Raw genomic sequence first — 25,495 nt, forward strand, 5'->3', positions numbered from 1 at the left:
TGCCTATAATTGCGATGTTCGCTTTAATTTCCACAAACGAATGCTGTTTTTGTTACTACTGGCTAACAATTTTCCGTCTGGACTAAATTTTAAATTGATTACTTCTTGTTGATCGGTTTTGAAACTATGAATTTCCTCCATTGTCTCTAAGTCCCAGAGTCTGATTGTATTGTCTTGATTGGCACTAGCTAAAATTGGTTCTAAAGGGCTGAAAGCTAGAGCTTGAATACAAGCATAGTCTCGCAAAGTTTTTATTTCACAATTTGCTTGCAAATTCCACAGCTGAATTGTCTGGTAATTACCCCCACTGGCAACTATGCGATCGTCTGGGCTAAAGACAATTTGCTTTATCCATTCAGAATCATGTGTAAAACTATTAATCATTTTGTTTGTTTTTACATCCCACAAGGCAATTTTTCCCCGATCCACAGCCGCAAGCATAGTTCCAGTAGAATTGAGTGCCAGTGGAAAGCCATAATCACCATCTAAATTTACAACACCTAATTCTTCGCCCGTTTGTAAATTCCACAATTGAACTGGTTGCTTGTAATAGCATCTTGCTAGTACTTTTCCATCTGCACTCTGGGTAACGTCAGAGCCACAAGACCAACCCGATCCTCCAGAGTTCCACTTCTCTCGGTCAGTTTGACCTCGTGCAGCTTTGCGTTCTTCAAATGAAGCATAGAAATCGCTGCTAATTAACGCTGGATTTGATTGGTGATTTGCCTGGGTAAAAACAATATTAGGGTAGTTCATGCGTTGCGATCGCAAACAACTATATGTTTCCTTCTTGATGCTAACTCTCCACAGCTTGAAATCTTCAGCACTTTTGCTGGCTAGGGTCTGACTATCAGAGCTAAAAGCCAAAGATTGCACTGCTGCTGTGTGTCCGGTGAGAAGGCAAATTTGTTTACCAGTTTGTCTGTCTAGCAGTTCTATCTGACCGTTTACATCCGGCGCACTTCGGGCGGTGAATTGCCCATCTGGGCTATGTGCTTGAGTGAGGATACCGCTCGAATAACCCTTTAATGTTCTTGTCTCATGACCAACGTCAAAAATCTCGAAAGGTTCTCCTGTACCCATCATGCCTACACCTTTAGCATTGCCATCAAATACAAAAGAGGCATCCAATACAAAAGAAGTATAATTGGCGGAGTGGTTTTTGAGATTTTGAATTAACGCCCCCGTTAAGGGATTCCATAGTTTCAACTCATTCACATATAAACTCTCACAGAGAGTTTGTCCATCTGCACTGAAAACGACTGAGACAACTGGTTCTGATTGCAAATCTATTTGATTAATTTGCTGACCAGTGTTGGCATTAACCAAGATAATTTTTTCATTCCAGTCAGTATATACCAGCATCTCACCATCAGGACTGAAGGCAAAAGATGACCCCCATAGCTTATTTAGCTCTAAATGTAGAGACTGTTTAATTACTTCATTCAGTTCGCCCAAAATTGCCAATTCCAAGTTAGCCTGCTTTGCCTGAGCAATTTCTGCTCCTCGTAGGTCAGCCCGTGTTAAAATCGCTCCTTCTAGTTCAGTCTTAGACAAATCAGCTTTCTGCAAATTGGCATCTGTGAGGTTTGCTGCTTGTAATTTACCTTCCTGCAAATAGACTTTTTGGAGACTGGCTTGTTGTAGTCGCGCTTTTCGTAGTCTAACTCGCTCTAGATTAGCCCGATCTAAAACACATTGTTCTAAATTAGCTGCTGTTAAATCGGCACGCACTAATTCAGCTTTTTGGAGGTCGGCCTGCACTAGCTGGACACGAGGCATATAAGCATAATTGAGATTAGCTCGTGTCAAAACTGCACCTTTCAAGTTAGCTGCATCCAGCTTTGCTTCGTTGAGATTGGCCTCACTCAGATTAGCTGCACTCAAATCAGCGCCTTGCAAATCAACTCTTGCTAAATTCGCTCCTCTCAAGTCTTGTTCGCTGAGGTTTGCCCAACTGAGATTAGCTCGATAAAAATCAACCCGTTTGATTACTGCTTGTCGTAAATCACTACCATTGAGATGAGCGCATCTTAAGTTGGTTTGAGTCAGGTTTGCACCACGCAAGTCTGCTTCTATCAAATTGGCTTCGCTCAGATTTGTCTCTGATAAATTTGCACCTTTGAGGTTAGCTTTTTCTAGGTTAACTCCTGTTAAGTTGGCTTGACTCAGATCAGCATTTTCGAGGTTCACCTGAGTGAAATCACGCTCTCCAAGTTGATAAGCTGCTAGTAATCCCTCAGCACCGCCAATTTCTCGGAATGGTTTTAAGTCAGATGTTTTGGTAGTTTGCGCCTGTTTTTCTGGAAGCATAATTATGAATCTTTAATTGCGAATATCAGATTAATGGTATTGGTGATTAAGAGGATGAATTTAAGTAAGTCGGCGTAAATAATTAAAGGTTTGTAGTGAGGACTTTAGTCCTCAAATGAGGGCTTCAGCCCTCACTACAAACTAATCTCAATATTTTTTACATTACTTAACCTAGTTTGATTTATTCTCGCCTACTTACTTACTCTCACGCAGAAGCACAAAGAAGATTTAGAAAACGCAGAAGGAATTCTAATCTAAAATCTAAAATTGATGGTATGAATTTTAAGATTGGGAGAGATTCTGCAATCTATCTTTTGCTGCTGCCCGAACTAGCTGATTGCTATCTTGTGCCAGTTGAATAAGGATTTGTTGAGTAGCTTGAGGATTTTGAGCTATGGCTAGCCGTTCTAACCAAGAGATAGAAAGGCTTTTTTCTTGTAGTAATTCCTGGGAAATCTGGGGTTGATTTAAGGCAATAAAGCTAACTAAGGGAAATTGGGACTTGGCATAATGATTGAGCGTCATAGCAAGGCTATCAGGATGACGTGATAGAAAATCAGGATTCAGTTTCAAATACCCTGTAGCATATTCACCACAAAGAATACGCTCTACAGCCTCTTTTGGCAAACTCGGATTCAGCATTGCTTTTTCACGCACTTGGTCTGATTTACTACCCGCCAGTTCTTCTAAAATCTCTGGTGATAGGTTAGTTTTTTGTGCAATGTGTAGCAAAACATCATAGTAATTATCTTTGCTTAGTTGTTCCAGGATACTTATTGGCGTATTCGGGTTTTGGGCTACTGCTTCACGAACTTTTGTTTCTGGTGATTGAGCTAGTTTTTCCAAGCTGCTTACAGGGGTGTTGAGGTTTTGCGCTACACCCTCACACACCTTCACTTCAGTTGATTCAGCAAACTGTGTGAGAAAATTAGCAGGCAAATCAAAGCGTCGAGCCAGAAAAAGACGAGCCGCTTCTCCTCCATCCTGTGATAATCGCTGCAAAATGGTTTCGAGGGGACTGGTACTTTCTTCTGCTAGGATATCTAAGATACTCTCCGCTTCAGGGTAGTTATATTTTTTGCTGGACATTTGATAAGCGATCGCACTATTTACCCATGTGTCTCTAGCTAATTGTTTAAAGAGAAGGCTTATTGGTACATTAGGATTTTTGGCAACCCCCCGACGAACTTCCCAAGATTCATCATCAGCCAACTGTTCTAAAATTCTGACTGGTGCATTGGGATTTTTAGCCACAGATTCACGCAGTCGTTCATCAACGCTTTTGGAAAATTCTAAGAGCAGTTCTGGCGGTGTATTTGGGTGTTCGCCAACAGTCCGGGGGTCTTTTTGTGCTAACTTTTCCAACACATCAGGAGGGGTTTTAGGATTCTTCCTAACCGCTTCGGCAGTATATTCTCCTTTTTGTTCTGCTATTAGCGTAGCCGCAGTCTGAGCAACATGTATATCTGTATCGTTTGCCAGTCCTTTCACCACATTTAGGGGCGTATTGGGATTTCGGGCGACCCTAATACGAACTCTTTGGTCTTGATTTGTACTCAAACTCTCCAAAACATCAGTAGGTGTATTTAAATTACGAGCAAGAGTAATTGAAGCTTGCTTTTCAGTGAACAATTTTCGTAGAGTCTCTGTGGGAGTATTGGGATTTTCGGCTACTCCTAGCCATGTCCAACCATCAGTATGGTTGGCTAGGTGTTTGAGAACATTGGGAAAGGTAGCAGGAGAATAAGCAAGCTTTCTACAGAAAAAGTCTTTGTAGCTTGAGTCTTGCACCCAATGTTCAACCATAAATTCTGGAACAGGGCAAATCTGAGTTAGAACTGCTAAAGAACCAGTACCAGCTTGGCGAGCAGAAGGAATTATTCCTTTAATCACCTCTTTAATTCTTTGTTCGTATTTCTCTGTTAATTCTCCAGCCAGATTGATGTGTAGACGTGCAGATTCCACAACTTGAGGATGTCGGCTTTGAGTTAATCGATTTAATACACCTTTGGGAGTTTGGACATTTTTAACTAAGCCCAGTTGCACTTCCAAGTCCGCCTGATCTGCTGCTTGTTCCAAAATATATACTGGAACATTTTCCTGCTTGAGAATGCTTCGCAAGGTAGGTAAAGGAATATCTGCAACTAGATTGAGATTTTCCAAAAGCAGTAATGGAAACACAGGATTATCTAGCAATTGGGAGGGAAATTCTGCTCCCAAACGCAACAGGACATCAACTGGAGTGTTAGGATTGCCTGCAACAGACTGACGGGTTTGTTGGTCGATAGATAATCCTAATTCGCGCAACAGTTCCGGATCAGTACTAGGGTCTGCTGCTACTAATTGTGCCTGTGTGACGTTTTTTATCAGCGCAGTGATAGAGTTATGGGGTGTAGTGATATTATCCATTACGGGGTCTAAATTCGTGAAGTTAGTTGTTAAATATACAACTTGCATTATTAGGGCGGGCAAGATGCCCACCCCACAATCAATCATATTGAAAAAAATATTAGTGCAAATTAAAGGCGCAACAGCTTACCTACATATCTAATAAACAAGTCAACCGAAGCGTATTGTCAGTTGACTTACTTAATACCAAAATTTGTATCGCTGAATAAATAAAACAATCACAGTTTGCCAGCTAAGTTCATCAACTGTTTGAAGTTGACAAGATAAGTGATGTTGTTGGCGCTGTCAATTTTGATCCACCCTTTCTCATGTAGCTTTTCCATGATTTTGGTGGTTTCTTCAACGCCGATTTCTGTCACCTCTGCTAAATCTTTAAAGGGAATGTTAAAAATTTCCTTCCCCAAATTTGATTCCTGACCATAACTTTCGCCTAAAGTGACTAGGGTATGGGCGAGTTTGACTGCTGGTGGTGAAGACCGCATTTGTAAGCGCACGTTAATTTGCCGCAATCGCCGCACCATCAGTTGCAACATCCGGTGATGTAATTGCGGGTCTTTAAATAATATTTGAATAAAACGCTCTCTGGAGATACTAAGCAACTTCACGGGTGAAAGGGCAATGACATCCGTTGAACGTGGAGATTCATCCAAAATTGCCATTTCTCCAAAAAAATCGCCACGGCCAAAAATTGCCAGAGCCACTGAATCTTCACCCACGGTACGCCGAACTTTAACCCAACCAGAAACCACGAAGTAAACGGCGTTACCCCAGGCATCTTCCATCACAACAGCTCGCCCAGATGGGTATTCATGTTCAATTGCAACGTTGAGCAGCCATTCCAAAGTCTGGGGAGTGGCTGTACTCATTAAGGGGAAAAGTTCACTAAAAACCTCAGTTAGCATGAAATATTTGCAACAAATGGATTCAAGAGTGGGAAACTAACTTTGCTACTATAAGTTTGTTTAAACCGTAATCTTACTCAGATTGCGATCGCAAAATTTGTATTTATTTGAGATGAACCTAATCAGGTTGATTAGTCTAGGGTTCGATTACAACATAACAATTATGTATGCGATCGAAATCAGCGTTTTCACTGACAGACCTAAGCAATTCAAAATGAAAAAACACAATCTTAGCCAGCGTTTTGGCAATTACTAATATGCAAGTTGAATACATGTTAGCTTATGATTTGCTGTTTGTTGGGGGATTGCTTTCCAGTACCAGTATTTTGATCTGTTGGTCTAAATTTTTCACTAATTGATTCAGGGCTACCATTGCCTCTGATTGCTGGGAGTCAAGGCTGGAATTCAGTAAAAACCGTTCTTGTAGTTCATGCAACTTGAAGCTTAGTTGCTGAGAAATTCCTAAGGCATCGCGGCTCAAACGCGCCAACTGTTGTTGTTGATAGAACTTTAATGCTGCTCCCCGCAATACTTGGAGTGTTGCCTCTTCGCCGTAGATTCCCGGTATGACTCGCAAGCGTAATAACAAGCGGTTTTTTTGATATACGTATTCCTTCTCGACCTGTTTTGGTTCTCCAACTGTGGTCAGAGGCAGGGAGGCAAAGCGCTTTAATTCATTAAGTACTCCTTGGAAAACCGAGAGGGGCAGTTTGTCTAATACAGACTGCAAGACTCCATTATCACTCCACAGTATCCTGCCTTCGTAAGCTTGTCTTTCTAAGTACAGCCGACCAATTCCCCCAGCCAGAATTCGCCCTAGTAATTCTTCTAGTAATTTCTTGGGTGGTAGTGTTGGCAACACCTCAATCGGACTAAATAATTCGGGAAGTTGTGTAGACAAAATAGGTAAATTGTTTGGTGCTGCTTGGGAAGTCTCGCCCTCTTGACCTGTGGAAATAGGGGTGACGAATGTCGTAGTTTGAGATAATTTATCTAGCTCTGGGATAGGAGGCAAGTCTACGCGCTGCCAAGAATGTTGACGCTTTTGTGCCTGAAACACCATCGATATTGGTTGGTGATTTGATTTTGAGTCGGCATCTAGAGAGGGAGTAGATGTGTCAGCAATACTAGCTGCGCTATTTGTTGGGCGATACACAAGTTTTGCATCTAGCTGAGATGTATTCTTATAGTTGAGGTAGGCTGACAGTATTCTGCGGTGAGCGTCGGCTGCGATCGCCTGAGTTATCGTTGTGCAATTGATATAAGATAAGATGCGACCAACGTAATCTAGTGCCTCGCTATCTTGTAGATGAACCATACCTAGCAACAGGTTGTTGTCTTCTAATTCAAAAGGCAAAATTTGGTGGTAGAGGCAAGCTTCAAAAGACAAAGGACTATCAATCAGCTGGAATATTTGCTTGCGAATGTCTACTCGCTCCCAGTGGCTTTGTGTAGCAGTTAGCACTTGCTTTCTATTTCCTGCTGTATCTGTTAGTTTGCCCTTTGAAGACAACATAGGTTTGATTTGCTTGGTGTTTGCTTGTATACTATCTTTCCTCTAATTTAGGAAATCAAGATCCTTTGTTAAATTCTTAAAAATTAAATTATCTATACATAAAATAATGAATTTTGGATTATAGTTCAGTGAAAATACTGAGTTAGGGATGAGGGGGATGAAGAGGCAGAGGGGAAGAACTTGTATCTTCTCCATCTCCTACTCTTCCCCACGATCTCAGTAAATTAACTAGATACCTTACAGCTTACTCCTGGGTTCTTAAAGCTTGGGCTGCAAGATAGACTTTTGTCCATTCGCCTAGCACTTGATGGGTTTTGAGTTTTAAGTGTTGAGCTATTGCTTCTATTGAGTTACCTGTTCTTTGTAAATTTACGATCTGCCGCCCCAGAGGAGTCAATTGTTCATCAAGTTGCTGCCATTGGTTTTGTGTTAATCCCAAGTTATGTTCTTGCAAGGAAATTGAGAGCCAACTGTCTACAAGTTCTGGTTTTCCTTTCAGGGCAAAAACACGTACAGCGTGGTAACTAATTTTTTCTCGCAGACGGTATACTTCCTTAGTCTGCTTATTCAGTCTCTGGGCAATCTCTTCCTGGGACTTACCTTGCAGATACAGCCGTAGCCATTCCACTGCGTCTGTTCCCAGATTTTCTTGTAAATAATTTTCAAATTCTTTTTGTACTGACTGGCGCAGTGCTTGTTGTTCCTCTAGTTGTTGTGCTTCTTGATATTCTGCGATCGCCTGACTATCGACTAAGTTAACTCGATTATCACTGTCGTCTGTGAGAAATTCTTCCGACACCAGTCTAATCAAGTCACGGACTGGCACTTGGGTTAAGCCACCGCGCTGAGTGCGACGCAAGTAATTCACAAATCGGTAAGCTAATAGGGGTTGATTGCGTACTGGTCGCAGAGAATATTCTTCTACACTGGCAAATAGTAGAGCATCCCTTAATCGTCGATCGGTTGTATATTTGGCAATATCAGCCATTTGCTGTTGCATGTGGCTATCGCTTTGCAGTAATTCTTGGAGTACTTCTTGTAACACATCCATCACACTGCGCTGGCGATCGCGGCTAAGGGCTACCCAAGTCTGAATCTTATTCCGTAATGTTACTAAACTCCCCAGTCGCATTATCAAGTTGCGATAAGCACGTTCTCGCCCTAGCCCTAAGTAGCGTTGACGTAAAATTCTCCAGCGATATTCCATCGCTTGCTTGGCAATATCGAATTCCTTAGCGTTAAACAGATCAAACCGTTTTGAGTCAGATCCAAATAGCCAGAGAATAATACTTTGCCTAGCAGCTTCATTTTGGTCTGGACATTCCGCAGCCAAGCGCTTTCGCCAATCTAGAGCCAGTTGTTCTACATCCTTTGTCATAGTGAGATTGCGTTCCTCGAAACTCAATTTTGAAGTTTGCATCACAACCCCCATTCGTCCCACCTAATTGTTTAACTGGCAACTTCCGCGGATTTCATGAGTTTCATGAAAATAGCTCAGTGATTCCACTTTTATTACGTCTTAATTCACTAGAATTATGCAGAAATTTCTATATTGATGTTTTGCTGAGAATTTCCAAATGCCCTAAACCCATACCTATGAAGCTTTTGGGGCTATTTCTTAATTTAACCTTTTTGTAAAGTTATGTTTTCTAACTGAGATAGAAATCTGCCTAGAGTCGTGGGGATACACCTTTGCACGAGATGGGTTGAGGAAATCTGAACATTTTGTAACCGAGCCGAGGAATGAATATAATTTAACTCAATATTCAGACGTTATTTCAGCCGTATAAGTTTCAAGGCTCTACAAGCCCTTACGTAGAAAAATACTTAGTTAAATCTCAATACGCTTGCTGTTAGTGATATTTTCCCCCGGAAGATTCCCCCAACCCACGCCACCCGCTCATGGGGCAGCCCTGCCGTGGACGGGTTCCCCAGAATAAAGTAAGTGCGTGGAAACCCCCAGAATCATATTAAGTTAAACTTCGTAATATATTTTTAGTTTATTAAGCGTATATACGTAAATTAGCGTTTAAGAGAATGTTTGGTAAGCCCTTATATAAAACCTTAAATAAATTCTTGGATAAATACTATCGCTATAGCGTGGAATCAGACGCAGTATGCCAGATGGCGATGTCTACTTTAAGGGGCTACGCTTACGCTATTCTGGATAGTAGGGATTGATAGGTAAATTTATCGTTTCTAAACTAGCTTCACCGACAACTGTGCCTCTACCATTGGCAAGTTATTCTTAAAAGTTTTACATTTCTAAAAATGAATAGTCAACAGTCAATATTAATTTTGACTATTGACTTTGACTGTTGCTTTCCCTCTGCTTCAAAATCAACTTATGCAAAATATAAAAACAGAAAAGTTTGCAACCCTCAAAACATTTAATGGTCAGAAGCCTTACAACAGACTTCTCTTTAAATTCATTTATGGAGATTCTTCGTTTGGAATTTTGAATTCTCCCGCAGGGGGTTGACTCTATAGACCATTCGATGATCTAACAATGGGATTTTCTACAGATTCTCGATACCCTTGGACTTGTTCTGTGTAAGCAATTGGCAGAACAGCTTCAACGTTTTCATGGGGACGAGCAATAATCACCCAGGATTCTAGGGTACCGCCATAAACATTTTCTGCGGCTTCAATACCAGCAGCCATAGCGGCTTTTACTTCAGAAACATCACCACGAATATTAACTGTAAAGCGAGCACTACCTACTCTGATATAACCAACCAGGGTGACTCGACCAGCTTTTACCATAGCATCTGCTGCTGCTAGCACCGCAGGAAAACCTTTGGTTTCAAGTGCTCCAATTGCCTGTAATGACATTATTAATCTCCTGTATGAATAAACATGGGGGGTACAAATTAGTTGTACGAAGCTTCGCTACAGATTTTAATAGCAAAATTCGTTAGAACATGCGGTAAGGTTCTGATGCTTCAGTGAAATGGATTGGTAATATAGTTTCTACATTTTCCGGGGGATTGGGAACGATGTAGTACGTGATTACTGTACCAACCTTTACTTGCTCTCCAGCAGCGATTCCGGCTTCAACAGCTCTATTTACCTCAGAAACGTGTCCCCGGACAGCGACTAACAAGCGAGCGCTTTCCGCTTGACCATAATACACAATTGTGACTGCGGCAGCTTTGACCATTGCATCTGCTGCTGCTAAGACACTAGGAAAACCTAAAGTTTCAATTACGCCAACGGCCATTGGCATGGCATTAGCTCCTGGATTAAGGGATAGGCGATATTAATTGTACGTGGCTTTAGTCCCAATTGTGACATTTTGCTAAACTTTCTTTGATGCCATAATTTTTAGGGGAGTGGGAAGAGACGCGATTAATCGTGGGAAGAGACGCGATTAATCGTGGGAAGAGACGCGATTAATCGCGTCTGTACAATTAGGTGTTGGGAGTTGGGAGTGGGGAGTTAGAATGTTTTGATAGTCGCTGGACTATGTTTTATATATTAAAATTAATACTTTAGGGTGTTAGTTTGTGTAATTTTGTTGTTTAAGAAAATCAGCGATGCCTGGAAGCAAGCTAGTACGATAAACTGAAATTTATGTTTCCGAATTTTCTTCCTACATCTGTTGGGCAACTGACAGAATCTGCCTCGATCGCACTAGCTCAAAGTATTCAAACAACTGCGCTCGCTACTCCTTTAATTAATCAACCACTTACCACAACTTATGTCAAGCAAGGGAGTGGTGGAACTCCTATTTTATTAATTCACGGCTTTGATAGTTCTGTATTAGAATTTCGGCGGCTTTTGCCACTACTGTCTGGAGATAATGAAACGTGGGCTGTGGATTTGTTGGGTTTTGGGTTTACAGATAGACTCTCAGGAATTGCCTATAGCCCAACTGCGATTAAAACCCATCTTTATTATTTCTGGAAAAGCCTGATTAACCAACCTATAATTTTGGTGGGCGCTTCGATGGGGGGTGCGACGGCAATTGATTTTACGCTGACTTACCCGGAAGCAGTAAAAAAGCTGGTGTTAATTGATAGTGCTGGGTTGGCGGGTGGTTCCCCATTAACTAAATTAATGTTTCCCCCCTTGGATTATTTAGCAACTCAATTTTTGAGTAATCTGAAAGTGCGCGATCGGGTTTCCCGCATTGGATATAAAAATCAAAGTCTTGCCTCTGTCGATGCGCTATGTTGTGGTGCATTACATCTACAAATGCCGAGTTGGAATCAAGCTTTGATTGCTTTCACTAAAAGTGGTGGTTACAGTGCCTTTAGATTTAAAAAAATATCACAAATTGTGCAACAGACGCTAATTTTATGGGGTGATTCCGATAAAATTTTGGGGACTGGAGATGCCATGAGGTTTAAAAGAGCAATTCCACACAGTACCCTTGTCTGGATTCAAGATTGTGGCCATCTTCCACATCTGGAACAACCACAAATTACCGCACAGCATATTTTAAGCTTTCGATAATTGTAGTTGAAATCCAAGAAATCTGATGCATCTTTTGCACTTTATTGGATGTATTTGGGGAGAACGTCTGAAAAAAATACTTTAGTATACTGTGGCGTCAGTTTGCCTACCTTTTAACAAGGGGCTTAAGCCCCTTGTCTGGTTAATCCTAGCTAGCGGGATTTGCGCCAAGCTGACTAGTCAAGTAACCACATCTCATTAGAACTATCAGGATACTCGTTTGGTTGATTTTGTGGTTGACTTTGAGCTAGTGTTTCCGATGAACGATGTGATTTTTTGTAGTTCATTGGATTGTAGTGTTCTTTTACGGGTTTTATAGCACTAGTTTCTTTGACAGCTACAGCAAGTTTAGACTTATCTTCTGCTGTTTGTTTTAAAGCATTAATTTCTTCGATAAGCAGGGAATTCGCTTCTGCTAGTTGCAGCGCTGTTTTTTTGGTTTCCTCAAGTTCTTTTGCTACCTGTTCTACTAATAATTTTTGTTCCGATGCTAATGTTTTTTGTCTAGATAATTTTGATTGCAAATCAGCAATTTCTTGCCCAAGAGATGCTTCATTTTTATGGCTTTTTTCCAGATTAATTGTCAACTCTTTGACAGTTGTTTCTAAATCAGCCTTAGTTGGACTTGTGCGCTTAGTAGAATTTTGATCAGGTGTTTGTGCTGAGGATTCTTCATCCGATAAAGCCTGTTCTTCGGCAATTTTTTCAGCTGTAACTTCGATCACAGATTCACCTTCTGGGGGTGTAAATTTTTGCGCCTCTTCTTGTAGTAAGTCAGAGAGACTTTGTTTCCTAACCATTATTATTTTCTCCAATCACGCTGTAATTCATCAGCTGCACGGCGGTAATCTAATTCCGCCTCCCGTGCGTTACTTCCTCGCCATTGAGTAATTGCTACACCTTCAAGCGCCGCTCGTTCATGAGCTTTATAGGCACGGATGAAGGTATTAAAAGCAGGAATACCTAAGCGAGTCAGAGTGTTTTTTGCTTCTAGTGCTTCCCCCAGACTGCGCGTATCGACTTTGGTAAGCAATACCCGATGGGGAGTTCCCAAGGGGATGACGGCTTCCTTGACTGTTTCCACGAGGATAGCTAAATCCATTGCGGCTGGGGGTGTAGGCAAAACTAGATAATCTGCGATCGCAACTACCGCAACTAATGCTTCAGAGCGCAGCGCGGGAGGCGTATCCACCACTACTAAATCGTAACCTGTTATCTTTCCTAAATCACCTAAAAGTGCCGGATCTGTTTCTTGAGATAAATCAAATCCCATTCCCTGCTGACTCCGCCCAAACCACCAGCTGGCAGAACCTTGAATATCTGCGTCAATCAAAAGCACCTTGTTTTTCTTCGCAAAGTTTGCAGCCAGATTGACTGCGGTAGTCGTTTTACCGACTCCTCCTTTACCGTTGAGAATAGCGATGATTTTTGGCACTGCTTTAGCTAGGAAAAGGGAGTGGGGAGTGGGGAGTGGGGAGTAGGGTAAGAAATCTTTTTCATGTTTGGTTGTGGGATTTTTTGATGGTGGACTGACTTGAAAGAGTGTTGAGTACTGAGTTAATCATTAGGAATTATTAGTTATTATCCTTTTCTTTTCTCCCATTTTCTACTCCCCACTCCCTACTCCCTACTCCCCAATCATGAATATACCGCTTTCTGTAACCCTAAATAACATGAAAACTCGTAACAATAAAATTCATCAGCGATCAATTCCCCAAAATTCTATGACAGCAACTTACAATCTGCCTGATGGGCCTGAAATGCCGCGCTGGCTAAGGATGATCAAATTTATTAGTCAGCCGATGAAATATGTGGATGATTTTGCGAAAATCTATGGTGACACCTTTACGATCAGGAGTCGTCGCTCTGATAACCATCTTGTGTACTTTAGTCAACCCCAAGCACTTGAGCAGATTTTTACTGCTGATTCCAGCCATTTTGAGGTTGGCAGGGGGAACATAGGACTAAGATTTTTGCTTGGCGATCGCTCCTTTATGTTATCAGATGGCGATCGCCACCAGCGTCAACGGCAACTATTAACTCCTCCCTTTCATGGCGAAAGGATGCGGGCTTATGGTGAGGATATCCGTCAAATAACCCGAGAGGTGAGTAATGAATGGCAAATTGGCCAGCCTTTTAATATCCGTGAGTCGATGCAAGAAATTACCTTGCGTGTTATTCTCCGGGTTGTATTTGGTTTGAATGAAGGACAGCTTTTTGAAGAACTGAGGCGATCGCTAAGTGACTTACTAGACTTCATCAGTTCGCCCGTAATGTCCAGCGCCTTCTTTTTCCGGTTCATGCAAAAAGATTTCGGGGCGTGGAGTCCGTGGGGTTGGATTCTGCAACAACGGCAAAAAATTGATCAACTTATTTATGCTTTGCTTCGAGAACGTCGGGCTGAATCTGATCAAAATCGCCAAGATATCCTGAGTTTGATGATGGCGGCTCGTTACGACGATGGTCAAGGGCTGTCAGATGAAGAATTACACGATGAGTTAATGACGCTGCTAGTTGCGGGACATGAAACTACCGCTTCGGCATTGACATGGGCTTTTTACTGGATTGACCATTTACCAGAGGTGCGTGAGAAGTTGCTACAAGAACTCAATACCATTGGAGTTAACCCCGATTTGAGTAGTGTGGCTAAATTGCCCTATTTGACAGCAGTTTGCCAAGAAACACTGCGAATTTACCCAATTGTCATGACTGCTTTCCCGCGGATAGTGAAGACTCCAATTACAATTATGGGCTACGAACTGCGAGAGGGAACGGTAATAGTCCCCAGTATTTATTTAGCGCATCATCGGGAAGAAGTTTACCCACAATCCAAACAGTTCAAACCAGAACGCTTTTTAGAAAGACAATATTCACCATACGAATATTTACCTTTTGGTGGCGGTAATCGTCGTTGTATTGGAATGGCATTTGCCCAGTATGAAATGAAAATCGTCTTGGCAACTGTTTTGTCAGAATTTCAAGTATCGCTAGTGAATAAGCGTCCTGTGCGTCCTGTGCGCCGTGGGTTAACTTTAGCTGCACCGGCAGGAATGCGGATGGTTGCAACACCTCAAGTTAAGGGTGCAAATACACCAGCGCTAGTTTAGGCAAGTAGGGTGGGGTTTAAAATACCCACCCTACTGTCGTGTAATAATTACGAATTACGTTAGCGTAGCGGGGCGTAGCCCATTACGAATTAAATTCGACTAGTATATCAGTAGTAAATTAAATGGAAGCTTTACCCAATAATTGGGAAGATATTCAACCTAATACTGTATATTTGTCAACCAGTGGTCTACTAGTTTCATTTGCAAGTGAACAAATAAAGTTCGCATTAAAATATGATCACAATAGCAAACATTTAAAAGCCATTGAGAAAGGGCAAGTACCTCCTCGCGGTAATGCAGGGCTGGTGACTTCCCAAGAATCCGGCTACGATTTTAAATCTAAAGTCTTAGGTAAAGGTGGCGAGCGCCGATTTCATGCAAAATTTATTGATGGTATATTACACTTCTCCGGTTTGGTAACAGAACATTAAACCCGCACAACTATGACAAAACTTGAATTAAAAAATCATCAAGTTTGGCGAGATTTAAGTGAAATATTAGAAACTTTAGATGCGAATACACTTGTTAAACAACATTTGGAACTATCTGATTATAAAATATGCGGCTACTGGGATGAACAAGATAAATATTATGAGACAATTACTTTGCCTCGTCTCCTAGAAGCCGAATTAGTTAGTAGTTCTATTGGCGTTACCCACAAAGAACGCTTTCTACAACTAAAGTTTTTCCTTATAGCTTCTGCTGTTGATGGCACACAGACGGCAAGTAATAACGCTCAAAAGCTCGGCGAGTTGGTTCTTATTTACAATGAAAATTTAGAGTTTATTGATGAAAGTTGGCTTTTAGATATCGATTCTTCAATGCTTGAGATACAACTCTGAAGTCTAGCAAAATTTACAGATACTTACCTATCAGGATCTTGCGGTTGAAGAATATGAAAATGAAAATTTATTTCCTTCAGAGTGGCTATCCTATGAATCCTGTCTTTTAGATATAGCTGATAATTTGACAAGCATCATCCAAAGCGAACACTTATCACAAGTAGTCATAACCCTAAAAGACTATCTGAGTGAACAGTTCTACAAAAACAGTTCTTATCGCTACGAAGCCGTATTTAACATTATCTGGCATTGTGCCGAAAATCTAACTTACCCAGATTTCCACAAAGCAATCAACTAAACAACAAGCGCAGAGTTCTTATCTTCCTCCGCATACCTCTGCGCTTCCCTCCGCGTCCCTCTGCGTTAAAAAACAATCTCCTCCCTCATCCTCTCTTCCAGCACATCCAACAACCCATCCACATCCTTCCCAGCTTCCTCAAAACAAATCGGTGGTGCTGGTGACGGCGCAAACTGAATTAACTTAATTTCCCCCTTCCCAATCCCAATCATCACAACTTCTATTTCAGGCTGATGATTCTCAACAATCCCCAAAATTTCCTGAAGCCGATTATCAACTTGATTATTTAACTTATCTATCTGCTCTTTCGGACAATAAACAAAATGCGGCGTTGGTTGCAAATCAATACCAACAGTACCTTGACTGTCACCATTTGCTAACCACAATCCCCAAAAAAGCGCCGCCAATTCCTGCTGATTTGCTTTGACAAACTTATCCAACTGGCGACGCCACTTAGTATCACCTGATTCTGGTTGACTATTACCAAAAAACATAAATAATTCGTAATGAAGACACAAAACTTTGCGCGAAAGTTATCTCAAACCTGACTGTACACGCCAGAGGCCGGAATAAATACCATCTTTCTCCAACAGTTGCTCATGGGTTCCCGACTCTACTAATTTCCCATGTTCCATGACATAAATGCAATCGGCATTGCGGATAGTGGAAAGACGATGAGCGATCGCAATTGTAGTTCTATCTACTGTAATTCGTTCGAGCGATCGCTGGATTGCCGCTTCTGTCTCATTATCCACCGCCGAGGTCGCTTCATCTAAAATCAGAATGGGCGGATTCTTCAAGACTGCACGGGCGATCGCAATCCGTTGTCTTTGTCCACCAGATAACTTTTGTCCTCTTTCCCCCACAATTGTCTCATAACCTTCGGGCAATTCAATAATAAATTCGTGCGCCTCCGCTATTTTCGCCGCCGTGATGATTTCTTCTTCTCTAGTTTCAAAGCTGCCATAAGCAATATTCTCTGCTACAGTGCCATGAAATAGAAAGACATCTTGACTCACCAAACCAATACAGCGCCGTAAATCTCGTAAATTCAAACTTTGCAAGTCAATGCCATCGAGAGTAATGCTTCCCGTTTGCACTTCGTATAACCGCAACAAAAGTTTGACTAAAGTGCTTTTACCAGAACCAGTTGAACCGACAATTGCAATCGTTTTCCCCGCCGGAATATCCAAAGACAGATTTTTAATCACTGGAAATCTATCTTTATAGGCAAAATAAACATTTTTAAATTGCACTTCACCGCGCACTTCATTCACAGGTAACGATATATCACCTGTATGAATAGCGATAGGAGTATCTAACAAATTCATGACTCGATTAGTAGAAGCCATTGCCCTTTGATATTGGTCAAAAGTTTCGCCTAATCTTGTTAAAGGCCACAGCAAACGCTGGATTAAAAACACTAATACGCTGTAAGTACCTACAGACATTGTTCCAGAAACTGCTGCCATCCCGCCATATAAAAGTAATGCTGTGAAACCAACTAAAATTAGCATCCGAATTAACGGCACAAAAGCAGCAGAAAGAGTAATTGCTTTAGAGTTACTACGGCGATAAGCTTCACTATCTAATTCCAAACGAGAGGCTTCATAAGCTTCAGCAGTAAAACTTTTAATCGTAGTAATTCCACTAATATTGTTTGACAAACGCGAATTAAGAAAACCTACCTTTTCTCGGACTTCGGCGTAACGAGGTGCAAGTAGTCGTTGATAAGCAAAGGAACCCCAGAGGATAAATGGCATCGGTGATAAAGCCATCCAGGCTACACTTGGAGCCAAAATAAAGAAAGCAGCGCCAATAATTAAAACAGTTGCGGAAACTTGGATAATATCATTCGCTCCTCCATCTAAAAACCGCTCTAATTGGTTAATATCATCACTGAGAATAGACATTAAACCGCCAGTGCTGCGTTCTTCAAAATAAGCCAATTCCAACTCTTGCAAATGTTTGTATGCATCCAAACGCAAGTCATGCTGAATATTCTGAGCCAAATTACGCCAAAGTCGCGCGTAGGCGTACTCAAAAACAGATTCTAGTATCCAAATGATCACAGTCAGGAAGGAAATAATCAAAAATTGTTGAAAGACATCGCGTACCCCTAACTGTGCAATTATGGAATCCTGCTGTTTGACTACCACATCCACCGCCACGCCAATTAAGCCGGGTGGTGCCAAGTCGAAAAATTTATTGAGCGTAGAATAAGTAGTCGCCAGCCAAATTTGTTTACGATACTGGTGTCCATACTCAAGCAAGCGCTGGAGAGGATGCGTTGAATCTTTACGCCTTCTTGATGCCCGATGAGATTTTAATACAGTAGCCACGGCTTTTTGCGGTTTCGTGCAGTTGATATTACCACAGAATAAAGCCCTGAGTCGTGAGTCTGAAGATAAGCAATTACCTACGGCGGGCTTTGCCTACGCAATTTTAGTTCTATCTACTGTAATCTGTTTGAGCGATCGCCAGATTGCCGCTTCTGTTTCATTAGGGACTGACAAATAAAAAAATACTCAACTACTTCTTGTGGGGTGGGCATCTTGCCCGCCTTTCTATACGGGCGGGCAAGATGCCCGCCCCACAAGATTGGGACAAGATTGGGTAATTTATTTGTTGGAAGTCCCTTATCCACCGCCAAGGTAGCTTCATCTCAAATCAAAATGTCGCACCCTACAAGTTAATCACAATATAATCTTGACTTTTTTCCGAGATGTCTATAATGAAAGGGTTTTTTCCCGCAGGCTGTTTGGGGTTCCGGGTATTATGCTTAATTGCCCGGATATCAGATGACATCTATCTATGTATCAGCAAATTATGTATGAGAGTTGAAACCAAATATGGCAATTTCAGATATCCTCGAAGAACCACAACGTCTGAGTCGCTTGTTTAGTGGACTGCGTGGCGATTTGACGGGAGGGCTGACAGCAGCAGTAGTAGCCTTGCCTTTAGCTTTAGCCTTTGCGGTGGCAAGTGGAGTAGAACCAAAAGCTGGACTTTACACCGCGATTGTAGCGGGAATTGTCGCGGCAATCTTTGGTGGTTCGTCAGTACAGATTACAGGGCCAACAGGTGCAATGGCTGTGGTTTTGGTGGGAATTGTCGCCAAGTACGGCATAGAGAAAGTTTGGATTGCTGGAGTGATGGCTGGGATTATCCAGATTGCTTTGGGGGTTGCCAAACTTGGACAGCTAGTGAAGTTTATTCCCTATCCAGTCACGGCAGGCTTTACTAATGGTATTGCCGTGATTATATTTTGTGGTCAATTAAATAATTTCTTTGGTTTACAACTACCGCGCAGTGAACATTTTGCGCCGGGACTTTGGCAAAGTCTAACTCATGTAGAAGCTTTAAACTGGGCTGCTGTTGGGTTGGCAATAGTGGTGATTGTAACCACGGTTATGTGGCCCAAAATTAATTCTACAATACCGGGTTCTTTAATGGGCTTGGTGTTGGCAACAGCGATCGCTTCTTATTTCCATCTGCATGTACCGACAATTGGCAGCATTCCGCAATCCTTACCGATGCCCCAAGGTATTCCCCACTGGAATGATTTTAGCGTGATTCGGGAACTGATTAATCCGGCTTTGGCTTTAGCAGCACTGGGAAGTATTGAATCGTTGCTATCGGCGGTGGTGGCTGATGGGATGACGGTAAGCGAAAAACACAATAGCGATCGCGAATTAATTGGTCAAGGATTAGCAAATATGATTGTGCCATTTTTTGGTGGCATACCCGCAACAGGTGCGATCGCTCGGACTGCTGTGAATGTCCGTTCTGGCGGCAAAACCCGACTATCTGGGGTAATTCACGGCGTTGCCTTAGCGATTATTGTTTTAACTTTAGCACCTCTAGCAGCCCAGATTCCTCTAGCAGCACTTGCTGGCATTTTGATGGTGGTTAGCTTGCGGATGATTGAGTGGGATGGCATTGGTTTATTGATGCGTGCTACCTACTCCGACTTTGCGGTGATGATTCTCACCTGGCTAGTGACAATCTTGTTTGACTTAGTTCTGGCTGTCGAAGTGGGATTGATTGCAGCCGGAGCCTTATTTATTAAACGGATGAGCGATTTAAGCCTAGTCAAAATACCTGAAACCGAAGTATTTCCCCCTGGTACTCCTCTGGAATTAGGTAAGGAAATTGCCGTTTATCGGGTAGATGGCCCCGTATTTTTTGGTGCTGCTGAACGGTTTGCTACCTTTCTCCGCGATGAACCGGAAGTGAAGTATTTAATTCTGCGATTGCGGTTTGTGCCAAATATGGACACAACTGGATTAGTTGCCTTAGAGGATATTTATCATGACATGGAACGGCACAATTGCCGCTTAATTCTCACAGGTTTACAACCCGAAGTCAAACAACTACTAGAACGTTCAGGATTGTTAAAAACAATTGGGTTATCAAATTGTTTTGAAACAACCACAGATGCGATTTGCTCTATCTCTCCTGAGATTGCAGGATGTTCTCTACCGATAGCGGCTGATTTGAAAACGAAAGAATTGATGGAATTAAATGACTGACAATATTTTGCGATGAAGGCAGCTTTGTTGAGTTTGTTCCGCCAGATTAAACTTGCATCGACTGGTAATGCCATTGCATCGACTGGTTATGCCAATGCATCGACTGGTTATGCCAATGCATCGGCTGGTTATGCCAATGCATCGACTGGTTATGCCAATGCATCGACTGGTTATGCCAATGCATCGGCTGGTTATGCCAATGCATCGACTGGTTATGCCAATGCATCGACTGGTTATGCCAATGCACACTCTACGTTACTTAGCAACTCTATAAAGCACTTGTGTATACACGGTAGCGTTATAGCGGAGGGGAATGGAAGCGGGTTTCCCTTAATCCCCTCCCCGCAGGCGGGGAGGGGAGACAACGCGCAGCTTTGGCGGGGTGGGGTTCTTCGGGTTTAATAAGTAATCAAGCCGACATGATATAAGTCGCACATCGCGTGATATTTGGTTGTTTCAACCATTGCGATCGCATCCTGTAATATTAGGCTGAATCACTTTAAGATCAACAACAATAACTATCATGGGCATTATCGTCTTCGGCAGCATCAATATAGATTTAGTAGCAACAGCCCCCCGATTGCCAGTTGCCGGAGAAACATTGCTAGGAGAAGACTTTTTTCAAGTTTCGGGAGGTAAAGGAGCTAATCAAGCCGTAGCATTAGCAAGATTGGGAATTTCTACTCAAATGGTGGGGCGTGTAGGTGCAGACGGTTTTGGTGTAGAACTTGTCAACAATTTGCAAGCATCTGGTGTACAGATTGACAATATTTTCGTGGATAAGACTGTTAGTTCTGGAATCGCTATCATCGCTGTCAATCATGCTGGTGAAAATCAAATTATTGTAATTCCTGGTGCAAATGGGTGTGTCAATCAAGAAGATGTCGAGAGATTGTCCCATTTATTACCATCAGCGACAGCACTGCTTTTACAATTAGAAATTCCGATTACTGCCGTGGTTGCAGCTGCTAAAGCCGCCAGAAAAACCAAAATAACCGTAATTCTCGACCCTGCACCCGCACAGTCTGATTTCCCAGATGAACTTTACCCGTTAGTGGATATTATCACCCCGAATGAAGTTGAAGCCGCGCAGTTAGTGGGTTTTCCTGTGGATGGAGAAGAACTTGCAGCAAAGGCAGCTGAAGTTTTATTGCAACGGGGTGTGAAATGTGCGATCGTCAAACTGGGTGCTAAAGGTGTTTTTTGTGCCACTGCTGAGGAAAAATTTTTTATACCGGCGTTTCCAGTTCATGCGGTTGACACAGTAGCTGCTGGTGATGCTTTTAATGGCGGCTTAACGGCGGCACTTTTTGAAGGACTTTCTTTACATCAGGCAGTTGTTTGGGGTGCAGCCGCCGGTGCTTTGGCGACAACAAAACCAGGCGCACAAACTTCGCTACCGGATAGGTTTACATTTGATGCCTTTCTTAGTACAGCATTCCATTAATTCGTAGCAAATTAAATTTGGCAATATCCTACAATCTTAATGCGTCAGCTTGCATTGTTAATGCGTTGGCTTGCATTGTTAATGCGTCAGCTTGCATTGTTAATGCGTCAGCTTGCATTGTTAATGCATCGGCTTGCATTGTTAATGCGTCAGCTTGCATTGTTAATGCATCAGCTTGCATTGTTAATGCGTTAGCTTGCATTGTTAATACGTCGGCTTGCATTAAAAACGCCACGCTTTTACGCAAAACTGTACTTAGCATCTGTGAGAGTTTAGAATAAAGCACCTTTTTTGAATTAATTAAAATACTCAAAATATTCTTAACTTAGTAATAAGGTGTAAGCTGTTCCACATTTAACTTGCTCCCATTAGGGCGGGCTTTCCGGCCCACCCCACAAGAGTTAGGTTTAATTAGGTTATGCAATTTAGATGTTTTTCAGCTTACCAATCAATGCCAATAAAAAGCCCTCAAGGCAATATGAGGGCTTGGCACTTTTTTGTTAGATATCGGCTCAGTCTCTTCTAACCACGAGCAAGAGTAATCTGAGTAGCGTCAAAGTCTTCTAGCGGAGTCATGTTTCCACTGTTCTTATCTACACTATACACAGTATTAGGTGTTTGATACCTCATCGCTCCAAAAGCAAGCAGTTGACCTGTTCCAGAGCAAATTAAGCTTTGTAAGCCATTATTCCATGCTTGACCATTAACTTTCAATTGTCCCAGTCTGATCGGGTCTTTTTGATTTGAATCTAGCTGCACCAGAATTGTATCACCATCTGATTCAACTAAGGACGTATAGAGTTTTCCATCTGGGCACTCAGCTAGATTGCTGATCCGCTCATCCTCCGGGAATTTAACCTTACTAATGAAACTGATCTCTCCTGTTTCAACGTTAATATCTACCAATCTGATCGGCGGTGTACCGTTTTTCTTACCTACTAAACCGATGAGTCGCCCATCATTAGTGCCTAGCAAGCTCCCAAGCTGTTGATTCTGTTTAAGTCCTGAGACTATCAAAGTTTTTACAGGTGAACTCAAAAATGTAATGCGAGTAGGTATTGCCTCTTTCCTACTAGTGCTAACAGGAGTAATGGCTACGACAAGTGTGCCATCGCTTAAACAAGTGAAGCCACTCAATGTCTCGTTAGACTCTACTAAAGGTACACTTTTATTCGCAAGCATCTGAGCCTTTCCTGTAATTAAGGATTGCAAGATAAGTCCTCTAGGCTTAATATCTGTGGGTACGTTGTTTGGGGTAGTGCTCTCTAATTCAGTGGTGTTTACCTCTGGAATAGCCGTTTGATCAGTGCCGATCATAGAGCCAGAACTTATACCGATAATTTTTAAACTTGGTGTTTGTGCCAAGGCTTTGTTGGTTAGACAACTAAGCCCAGATACTACAGTTCCAGCAAGTGCCAGCTGGCCAAATTTTCGACGTGATAGCTTGTAACTCATATTTCCACTCTTAGAATTTAGGTAAAGTGCGGTGTATTGAACGTAAAGGCGTTAGGGACTGACAAATAAAAAATACTTAGCTACTGATTGTGGGGTGAGCGACATGAGCGCCCTTAGCCAAAGGCGGGGTTTTCGGACAACCCTACAAGTAGTAGTAATTTATTTGTTGGAAATTCGTAAGGCTAAGATAATTGCGTCCAGGTTGCTACTGAGGGTGTGCCATTGTTGTCAGTAATAAAAAGCATGTACCAACCTGGTGGTGCGATGTTTCGATTGTTTGTTAGCGTGACATTGAGAGAAGTAGCGCCCCTAAAATTAATCGGTACATCCACTAACCTTTGTTCTGTATCGCAGGAATGGGTGGTTGCCATTGGTCTAATCAGACTAACCCATTTAATATTCCTAGCCTGGGGTGTCTGAATCGTAAATTGCAGCCCGTAGCTCAATGCTTTAGGAGCGCTATTAATGACTGGTCGTGACCGCGACATATACGCAGGACTGTAGATTTCTAATCGCAGTTCATTCACCCGCCGTTTAGGGTTGCCCCCAGCTGTGGCTACTCTACCATCTGGCAGGAGTAAGGCCACCGAGTGATATACGCGGGGGATATTTTGTTTAGCTACTGCTGTCCAGATATTTGTGGCTGGATTGTAAATTTCTGCTGGCAGCATTGATTTTGTTGTGTCCTCATTCATTTTGCTGCCATTGCAAACAAACACTGTGCGATCGGGCAACAAAACTGCGCTGACATGCATCCGAGGAGATTTTAGAAACCTTGCTCCTACGTAAGTTGGGTTAGTAGCTTTTAGATTTACAATATTCACCCTGTTTGTTGCCTTATTACCATTACCCCCACCGATAATCATCACCCTTTGGTCTTGTGCAGGTGGTAAAAGCACACTGGTAGCTTGATCACCGAAAGCTGGGTCTTGCAGCCCTGGCACCACTTTTTCTGCAATGGATTGTGTAAATGTCCCTGACAGGGTTAATATCCTTGGCGTGACTCCACTGCTACTCATCTGAGCACCTGAATAAAAGATGTTTCCACTACTTAGTAGAAACAGATTTGCGTATGACGGTAAGCCACTAGTTTTTGGAAAAGCATTCCAACCATTTGCAAATGTAGGAGAATAAATTTCTGGTTGTTTGTTGAGATTGCCATCTTTATCCAATCCAGACAGTGCAAAGATCCGACCGCTGCCTAGTGTTAACAAAGTAGGATACCAGCGGCCATTATTCATTGATGGCTTGTTGACCCATTTCTCGGTAATGGGATCAAACATCACAACAGAGGGTGATCCATAAAATGGGTCGTAGCGCAGAGTTCCACCCGCAACCATTAACATACCATCAGGGGTGAAGGAATGACCGCCGCAAAAAAGGTCAATAGGTTGATTATTACTATCCAATGGAGGCGCTTGACGGGAAAAGGTTCCCTTATTTACATCCCAGACCACACTGTCATAGGGAGTATTTAACCGACTGGGATCATTACCTGAACCACAGAAAAAGAATACCTTACCAGTACGAAGTAGGGCGGCATGTACAGGTAGGATTGGAGCACTGTACGACAATACTTGCCATTTGTCTGTAGTAACACCCTGAGCGATAAAAGTCCCTAAATCGGTTTCCTCTAGAAGGTTAGTCTTGTTATTAGGTTGAGTCACTTTATTTACAACTATTCCTACGTAATTTTTATCTTTTTGTTTTTTCTTTCAGTAATTTCTTTCTAGAATTATATCTATACTTTTTTTGGCTTACTTAGTGTTAAGATGTGATGTGTTTTATAACAAGGTAATATAAAATCCAGTTTTTAAACGGTAATTACCCTGTCAATTACCATGCTACTGAGTATCTAATTACGCCTTTTACTGATTCTTTTTGGGTAACAATGAACGATGCTTTTTAATATGATGCGTAGACGCAAAGAGAAGTTTGAGGGTCAGTTTCCTTTGCTGATAAATAACTTTGAAAGCAGCTTGCTATTGGGGATCGCTGGCTTAAAAATTGTGTTTCTGACCGGGATTTGTGATTAGGTTTGAAACATTATTACTTAAATGGTTGAGCACTGTTTGGGTGATGTAATAAAGGGTACATATACACAAAGATGCAATTTGCATGACGATTAGCTTAAAGCTGAGAGATTTTTTATAATGAGCATGATAAAAAATACAACCAAAGCATAGTAAAGTAAAGTAGTAAAACTCAGA

General features: G+C 42.0%; 23 protein-coding genes. 9 read left to right on the top strand and 14 right to left on the bottom strand.

What is annotated here, in order from left to right; genetic code table 11:
* Window positions 1-3: 3 nt before the first annotated feature.
* The 7 genes from HWQ23_RS29600 to HWQ23_RS29630 form a co-directional block, all read right to left on the bottom strand.
* Window positions 4-2,313 (bottom strand): pentapeptide repeat-containing protein, encoded by a 2,310-nt coding sequence (locus HWQ23_RS29600; RefSeq protein ID WP_292836829.1) that lies wholly within the window; start codon window positions 2,311-2,313, stop codon window positions 4-6.
* A 282-nt stretch (window positions 2,314-2,595) separates the two neighbouring features.
* A complete protein-coding gene (locus HWQ23_RS29605; RefSeq protein ID WP_292836831.1) occupies window positions 2,596-4,770 on the bottom strand; it encodes a hypothetical protein in 2,175 nt (724 codons plus the stop codon).
* 170 nt (window positions 4,771-4,940) lie between these two features.
* Window positions 4,941-5,624 (bottom strand): Crp/Fnr family transcriptional regulator, encoded by a 684-nt coding sequence (locus HWQ23_RS29610; RefSeq protein ID WP_292836834.1) that lies wholly within the window; start codon window positions 5,622-5,624, stop codon window positions 4,941-4,943.
* Between the two features lie 280 nt (window positions 5,625-5,904).
* Window positions 5,905-7,140, bottom strand: a complete 1,236-nt coding sequence (locus HWQ23_RS29615; RefSeq protein ID WP_292836837.1) for a pilus assembly protein PilB — start codon at window positions 7,138-7,140, stop codon at window positions 5,905-5,907.
* Between the two features lie 244 nt (window positions 7,141-7,384).
* On the bottom strand, window positions 7,385-8,572 hold the full coding sequence (locus tag HWQ23_RS29620) for a HetZ-related protein 2 (RefSeq protein ID WP_292836840.1): 1,188 nt from the start codon (window positions 8,570-8,572) through the stop codon (window positions 7,385-7,387).
* A gap of 1,052 nt (window positions 8,573-9,624) precedes the next feature.
* Window positions 9,625-9,975: a carbon dioxide-concentrating mechanism protein CcmK gene (locus HWQ23_RS29625; protein WP_292836843.1), complete on the bottom strand. Its 351-nt coding sequence runs from the start codon at window positions 9,973-9,975 to the stop codon at window positions 9,625-9,627.
* Window positions 9,976-10,057: 82 nt separating this feature from the next.
* Window positions 10,058-10,369, bottom strand: coding sequence for a BMC domain-containing protein (locus tag HWQ23_RS29630; RefSeq protein WP_292836846.1), 312 nt, complete (start codon window positions 10,367-10,369; stop codon window positions 10,058-10,060).
* A 347-nt stretch (window positions 10,370-10,716) separates the two neighbouring features.
* Between HWQ23_RS29630 and HWQ23_RS29635 the strand changes: the two genes are divergently transcribed.
* Window positions 10,717-11,601, top strand: coding sequence for an alpha/beta fold hydrolase (locus HWQ23_RS29635; RefSeq protein ID WP_292836849.1), 885 nt, complete (start codon window positions 10,717-10,719; stop codon window positions 11,599-11,601).
* Window positions 11,602-11,777: 176 nt separating this feature from the next.
* Here HWQ23_RS29635 and HWQ23_RS29640 read toward each other — a convergent pair whose 3' ends face one another.
* Window positions 11,778-12,401, bottom strand: a complete 624-nt coding sequence (locus tag HWQ23_RS29640; RefSeq protein WP_292836852.1) for a hypothetical protein — start codon at window positions 12,399-12,401, stop codon at window positions 11,778-11,780.
* A 2-nt stretch (window positions 12,402-12,403) separates the two neighbouring features.
* Window positions 12,404-13,036 (bottom strand): ParA family protein, encoded by a 633-nt coding sequence (locus HWQ23_RS29645; RefSeq protein WP_292836855.1) that lies wholly within the window; start codon window positions 13,034-13,036, stop codon window positions 12,404-12,406.
* A 289-nt stretch (window positions 13,037-13,325) separates the two neighbouring features.
* On the opposite strand from HWQ23_RS29645, the gene HWQ23_RS29650 reads away from it, so the two are divergent.
* The 4 genes from HWQ23_RS29650 to HWQ23_RS29665 all read left to right on the top strand — a co-directional run bounded on the left by HWQ23_RS29650 (window position 13,326) and on the right by HWQ23_RS29665 (window position 15,848).
* A complete protein-coding gene (locus HWQ23_RS29650; RefSeq protein ID WP_292836858.1) occupies window positions 13,326-14,708 on the top strand; it encodes a cytochrome P450 in 1,383 nt (460 codons plus the stop codon).
* A 122-nt stretch (window positions 14,709-14,830) separates the two neighbouring features.
* Window positions 14,831-15,139 carry a hypothetical protein gene (locus HWQ23_RS29655; RefSeq protein WP_292836860.1) on the top strand — a complete coding sequence of 103 codons (309 nt, stop codon included), beginning with the start codon at window positions 14,831-14,833 and terminating at the stop codon, window positions 15,137-15,139.
* Window positions 15,140-15,151: 12 nt separating this feature from the next.
* The gene (locus HWQ23_RS29660; protein ID WP_292836862.1) at window positions 15,152-15,550 is read left to right on the top strand and encodes a hypothetical protein; all 399 of its coding nucleotides are present in this window, start codon (window positions 15,152-15,154) and stop codon (window positions 15,548-15,550) included.
* Between the two features lie 124 nt (window positions 15,551-15,674).
* Window positions 15,675-15,848: a hypothetical protein gene (locus HWQ23_RS29665; protein ID WP_292836864.1), complete on the top strand. Its 174-nt coding sequence runs from the start codon at window positions 15,675-15,677 to the stop codon at window positions 15,846-15,848.
* Window positions 15,849-15,913: 65 nt separating this feature from the next.
* Here HWQ23_RS29665 and ccmS read toward each other — a convergent pair whose 3' ends face one another.
* Window positions 15,914-16,342 (bottom strand): beta-carboxysome assembly chaperone CcmS, encoded by a 429-nt coding sequence (gene ccmS, locus HWQ23_RS29670; RefSeq protein ID WP_292836866.1) that lies wholly within the window; start codon window positions 16,340-16,342, stop codon window positions 15,914-15,916.
* A 39-nt stretch (window positions 16,343-16,381) separates the two neighbouring features.
* Entirely contained in the window at window positions 16,382-18,190 is a 1,809-nt protein-coding gene (locus HWQ23_RS29675; RefSeq protein WP_292836868.1) for an ABC transporter ATP-binding protein, read from the bottom strand.
* A gap of 16 nt (window positions 18,191-18,206) precedes the next feature.
* On the opposite strand from HWQ23_RS29675, the gene HWQ23_RS29680 reads away from it, so the two are divergent.
* From HWQ23_RS29680 to rbsK, 4 genes are all read left to right on the top strand, one after another.
* Window positions 18,207-18,368 (top strand): hypothetical protein, encoded by a 162-nt coding sequence (locus tag HWQ23_RS29680; RefSeq protein WP_292836870.1) that lies wholly within the window; start codon window positions 18,207-18,209, stop codon window positions 18,366-18,368.
* Window positions 18,369-18,700: 332 nt separating this feature from the next.
* Window positions 18,701-20,383 carry a SulP family inorganic anion transporter gene (locus HWQ23_RS29685; protein ID WP_292836872.1) on the top strand — a complete coding sequence of 561 codons (1,683 nt, stop codon included), beginning with the start codon at window positions 18,701-18,703 and terminating at the stop codon, window positions 20,381-20,383.
* Window positions 20,384-20,395: 12 nt separating this feature from the next.
* Window positions 20,396-20,785 (top strand): hypothetical protein, encoded by a 390-nt coding sequence (locus HWQ23_RS29690; protein ID WP_292836874.1) that lies wholly within the window; start codon window positions 20,396-20,398, stop codon window positions 20,783-20,785.
* A gap of 121 nt (window positions 20,786-20,906) precedes the next feature.
* Window positions 20,907-21,830 carry a ribokinase gene (rbsK, locus tag HWQ23_RS29695; protein ID WP_292836876.1) on the top strand — a complete coding sequence of 308 codons (924 nt, stop codon included), beginning with the start codon at window positions 20,907-20,909 and terminating at the stop codon, window positions 21,828-21,830.
* A gap of 28 nt (window positions 21,831-21,858) precedes the next feature.
* On the opposite strand, the gene HWQ23_RS29700 is transcribed toward rbsK, so the two are convergent.
* The 3 genes from HWQ23_RS29700 to HWQ23_RS29710 all read right to left on the bottom strand — a co-directional run bounded on the left by HWQ23_RS29700 (window position 21,859) and on the right by HWQ23_RS29710 (window position 24,952).
* Window positions 21,859-22,143 carry a hypothetical protein gene (locus HWQ23_RS29700; RefSeq protein ID WP_292836878.1) on the bottom strand — a complete coding sequence of 95 codons (285 nt, stop codon included), beginning with the start codon at window positions 22,141-22,143 and terminating at the stop codon, window positions 21,859-21,861.
* A gap of 209 nt (window positions 22,144-22,352) precedes the next feature.
* Window positions 22,353-23,285, bottom strand: coding sequence for a hypothetical protein (locus HWQ23_RS29705; RefSeq protein WP_292836880.1), 933 nt, complete (start codon window positions 23,283-23,285; stop codon window positions 22,353-22,355).
* 182 nt (window positions 23,286-23,467) lie between these two features.
* Window positions 23,468-24,952, bottom strand: a complete 1,485-nt coding sequence (locus HWQ23_RS29710; RefSeq protein WP_292836882.1) for a galactose oxidase-like domain-containing protein — start codon at window positions 24,950-24,952, stop codon at window positions 23,468-23,470.
* Window positions 24,953-25,495 lie beyond the last annotated feature (543 nt).

Source organism: Nostoc sp. JL33 (assembly GCF_017114985.1).
Taxonomy (GTDB): domain Bacteria; phylum Cyanobacteriota; class Cyanobacteriia; order Cyanobacteriales; family Nostocaceae; genus Nostoc.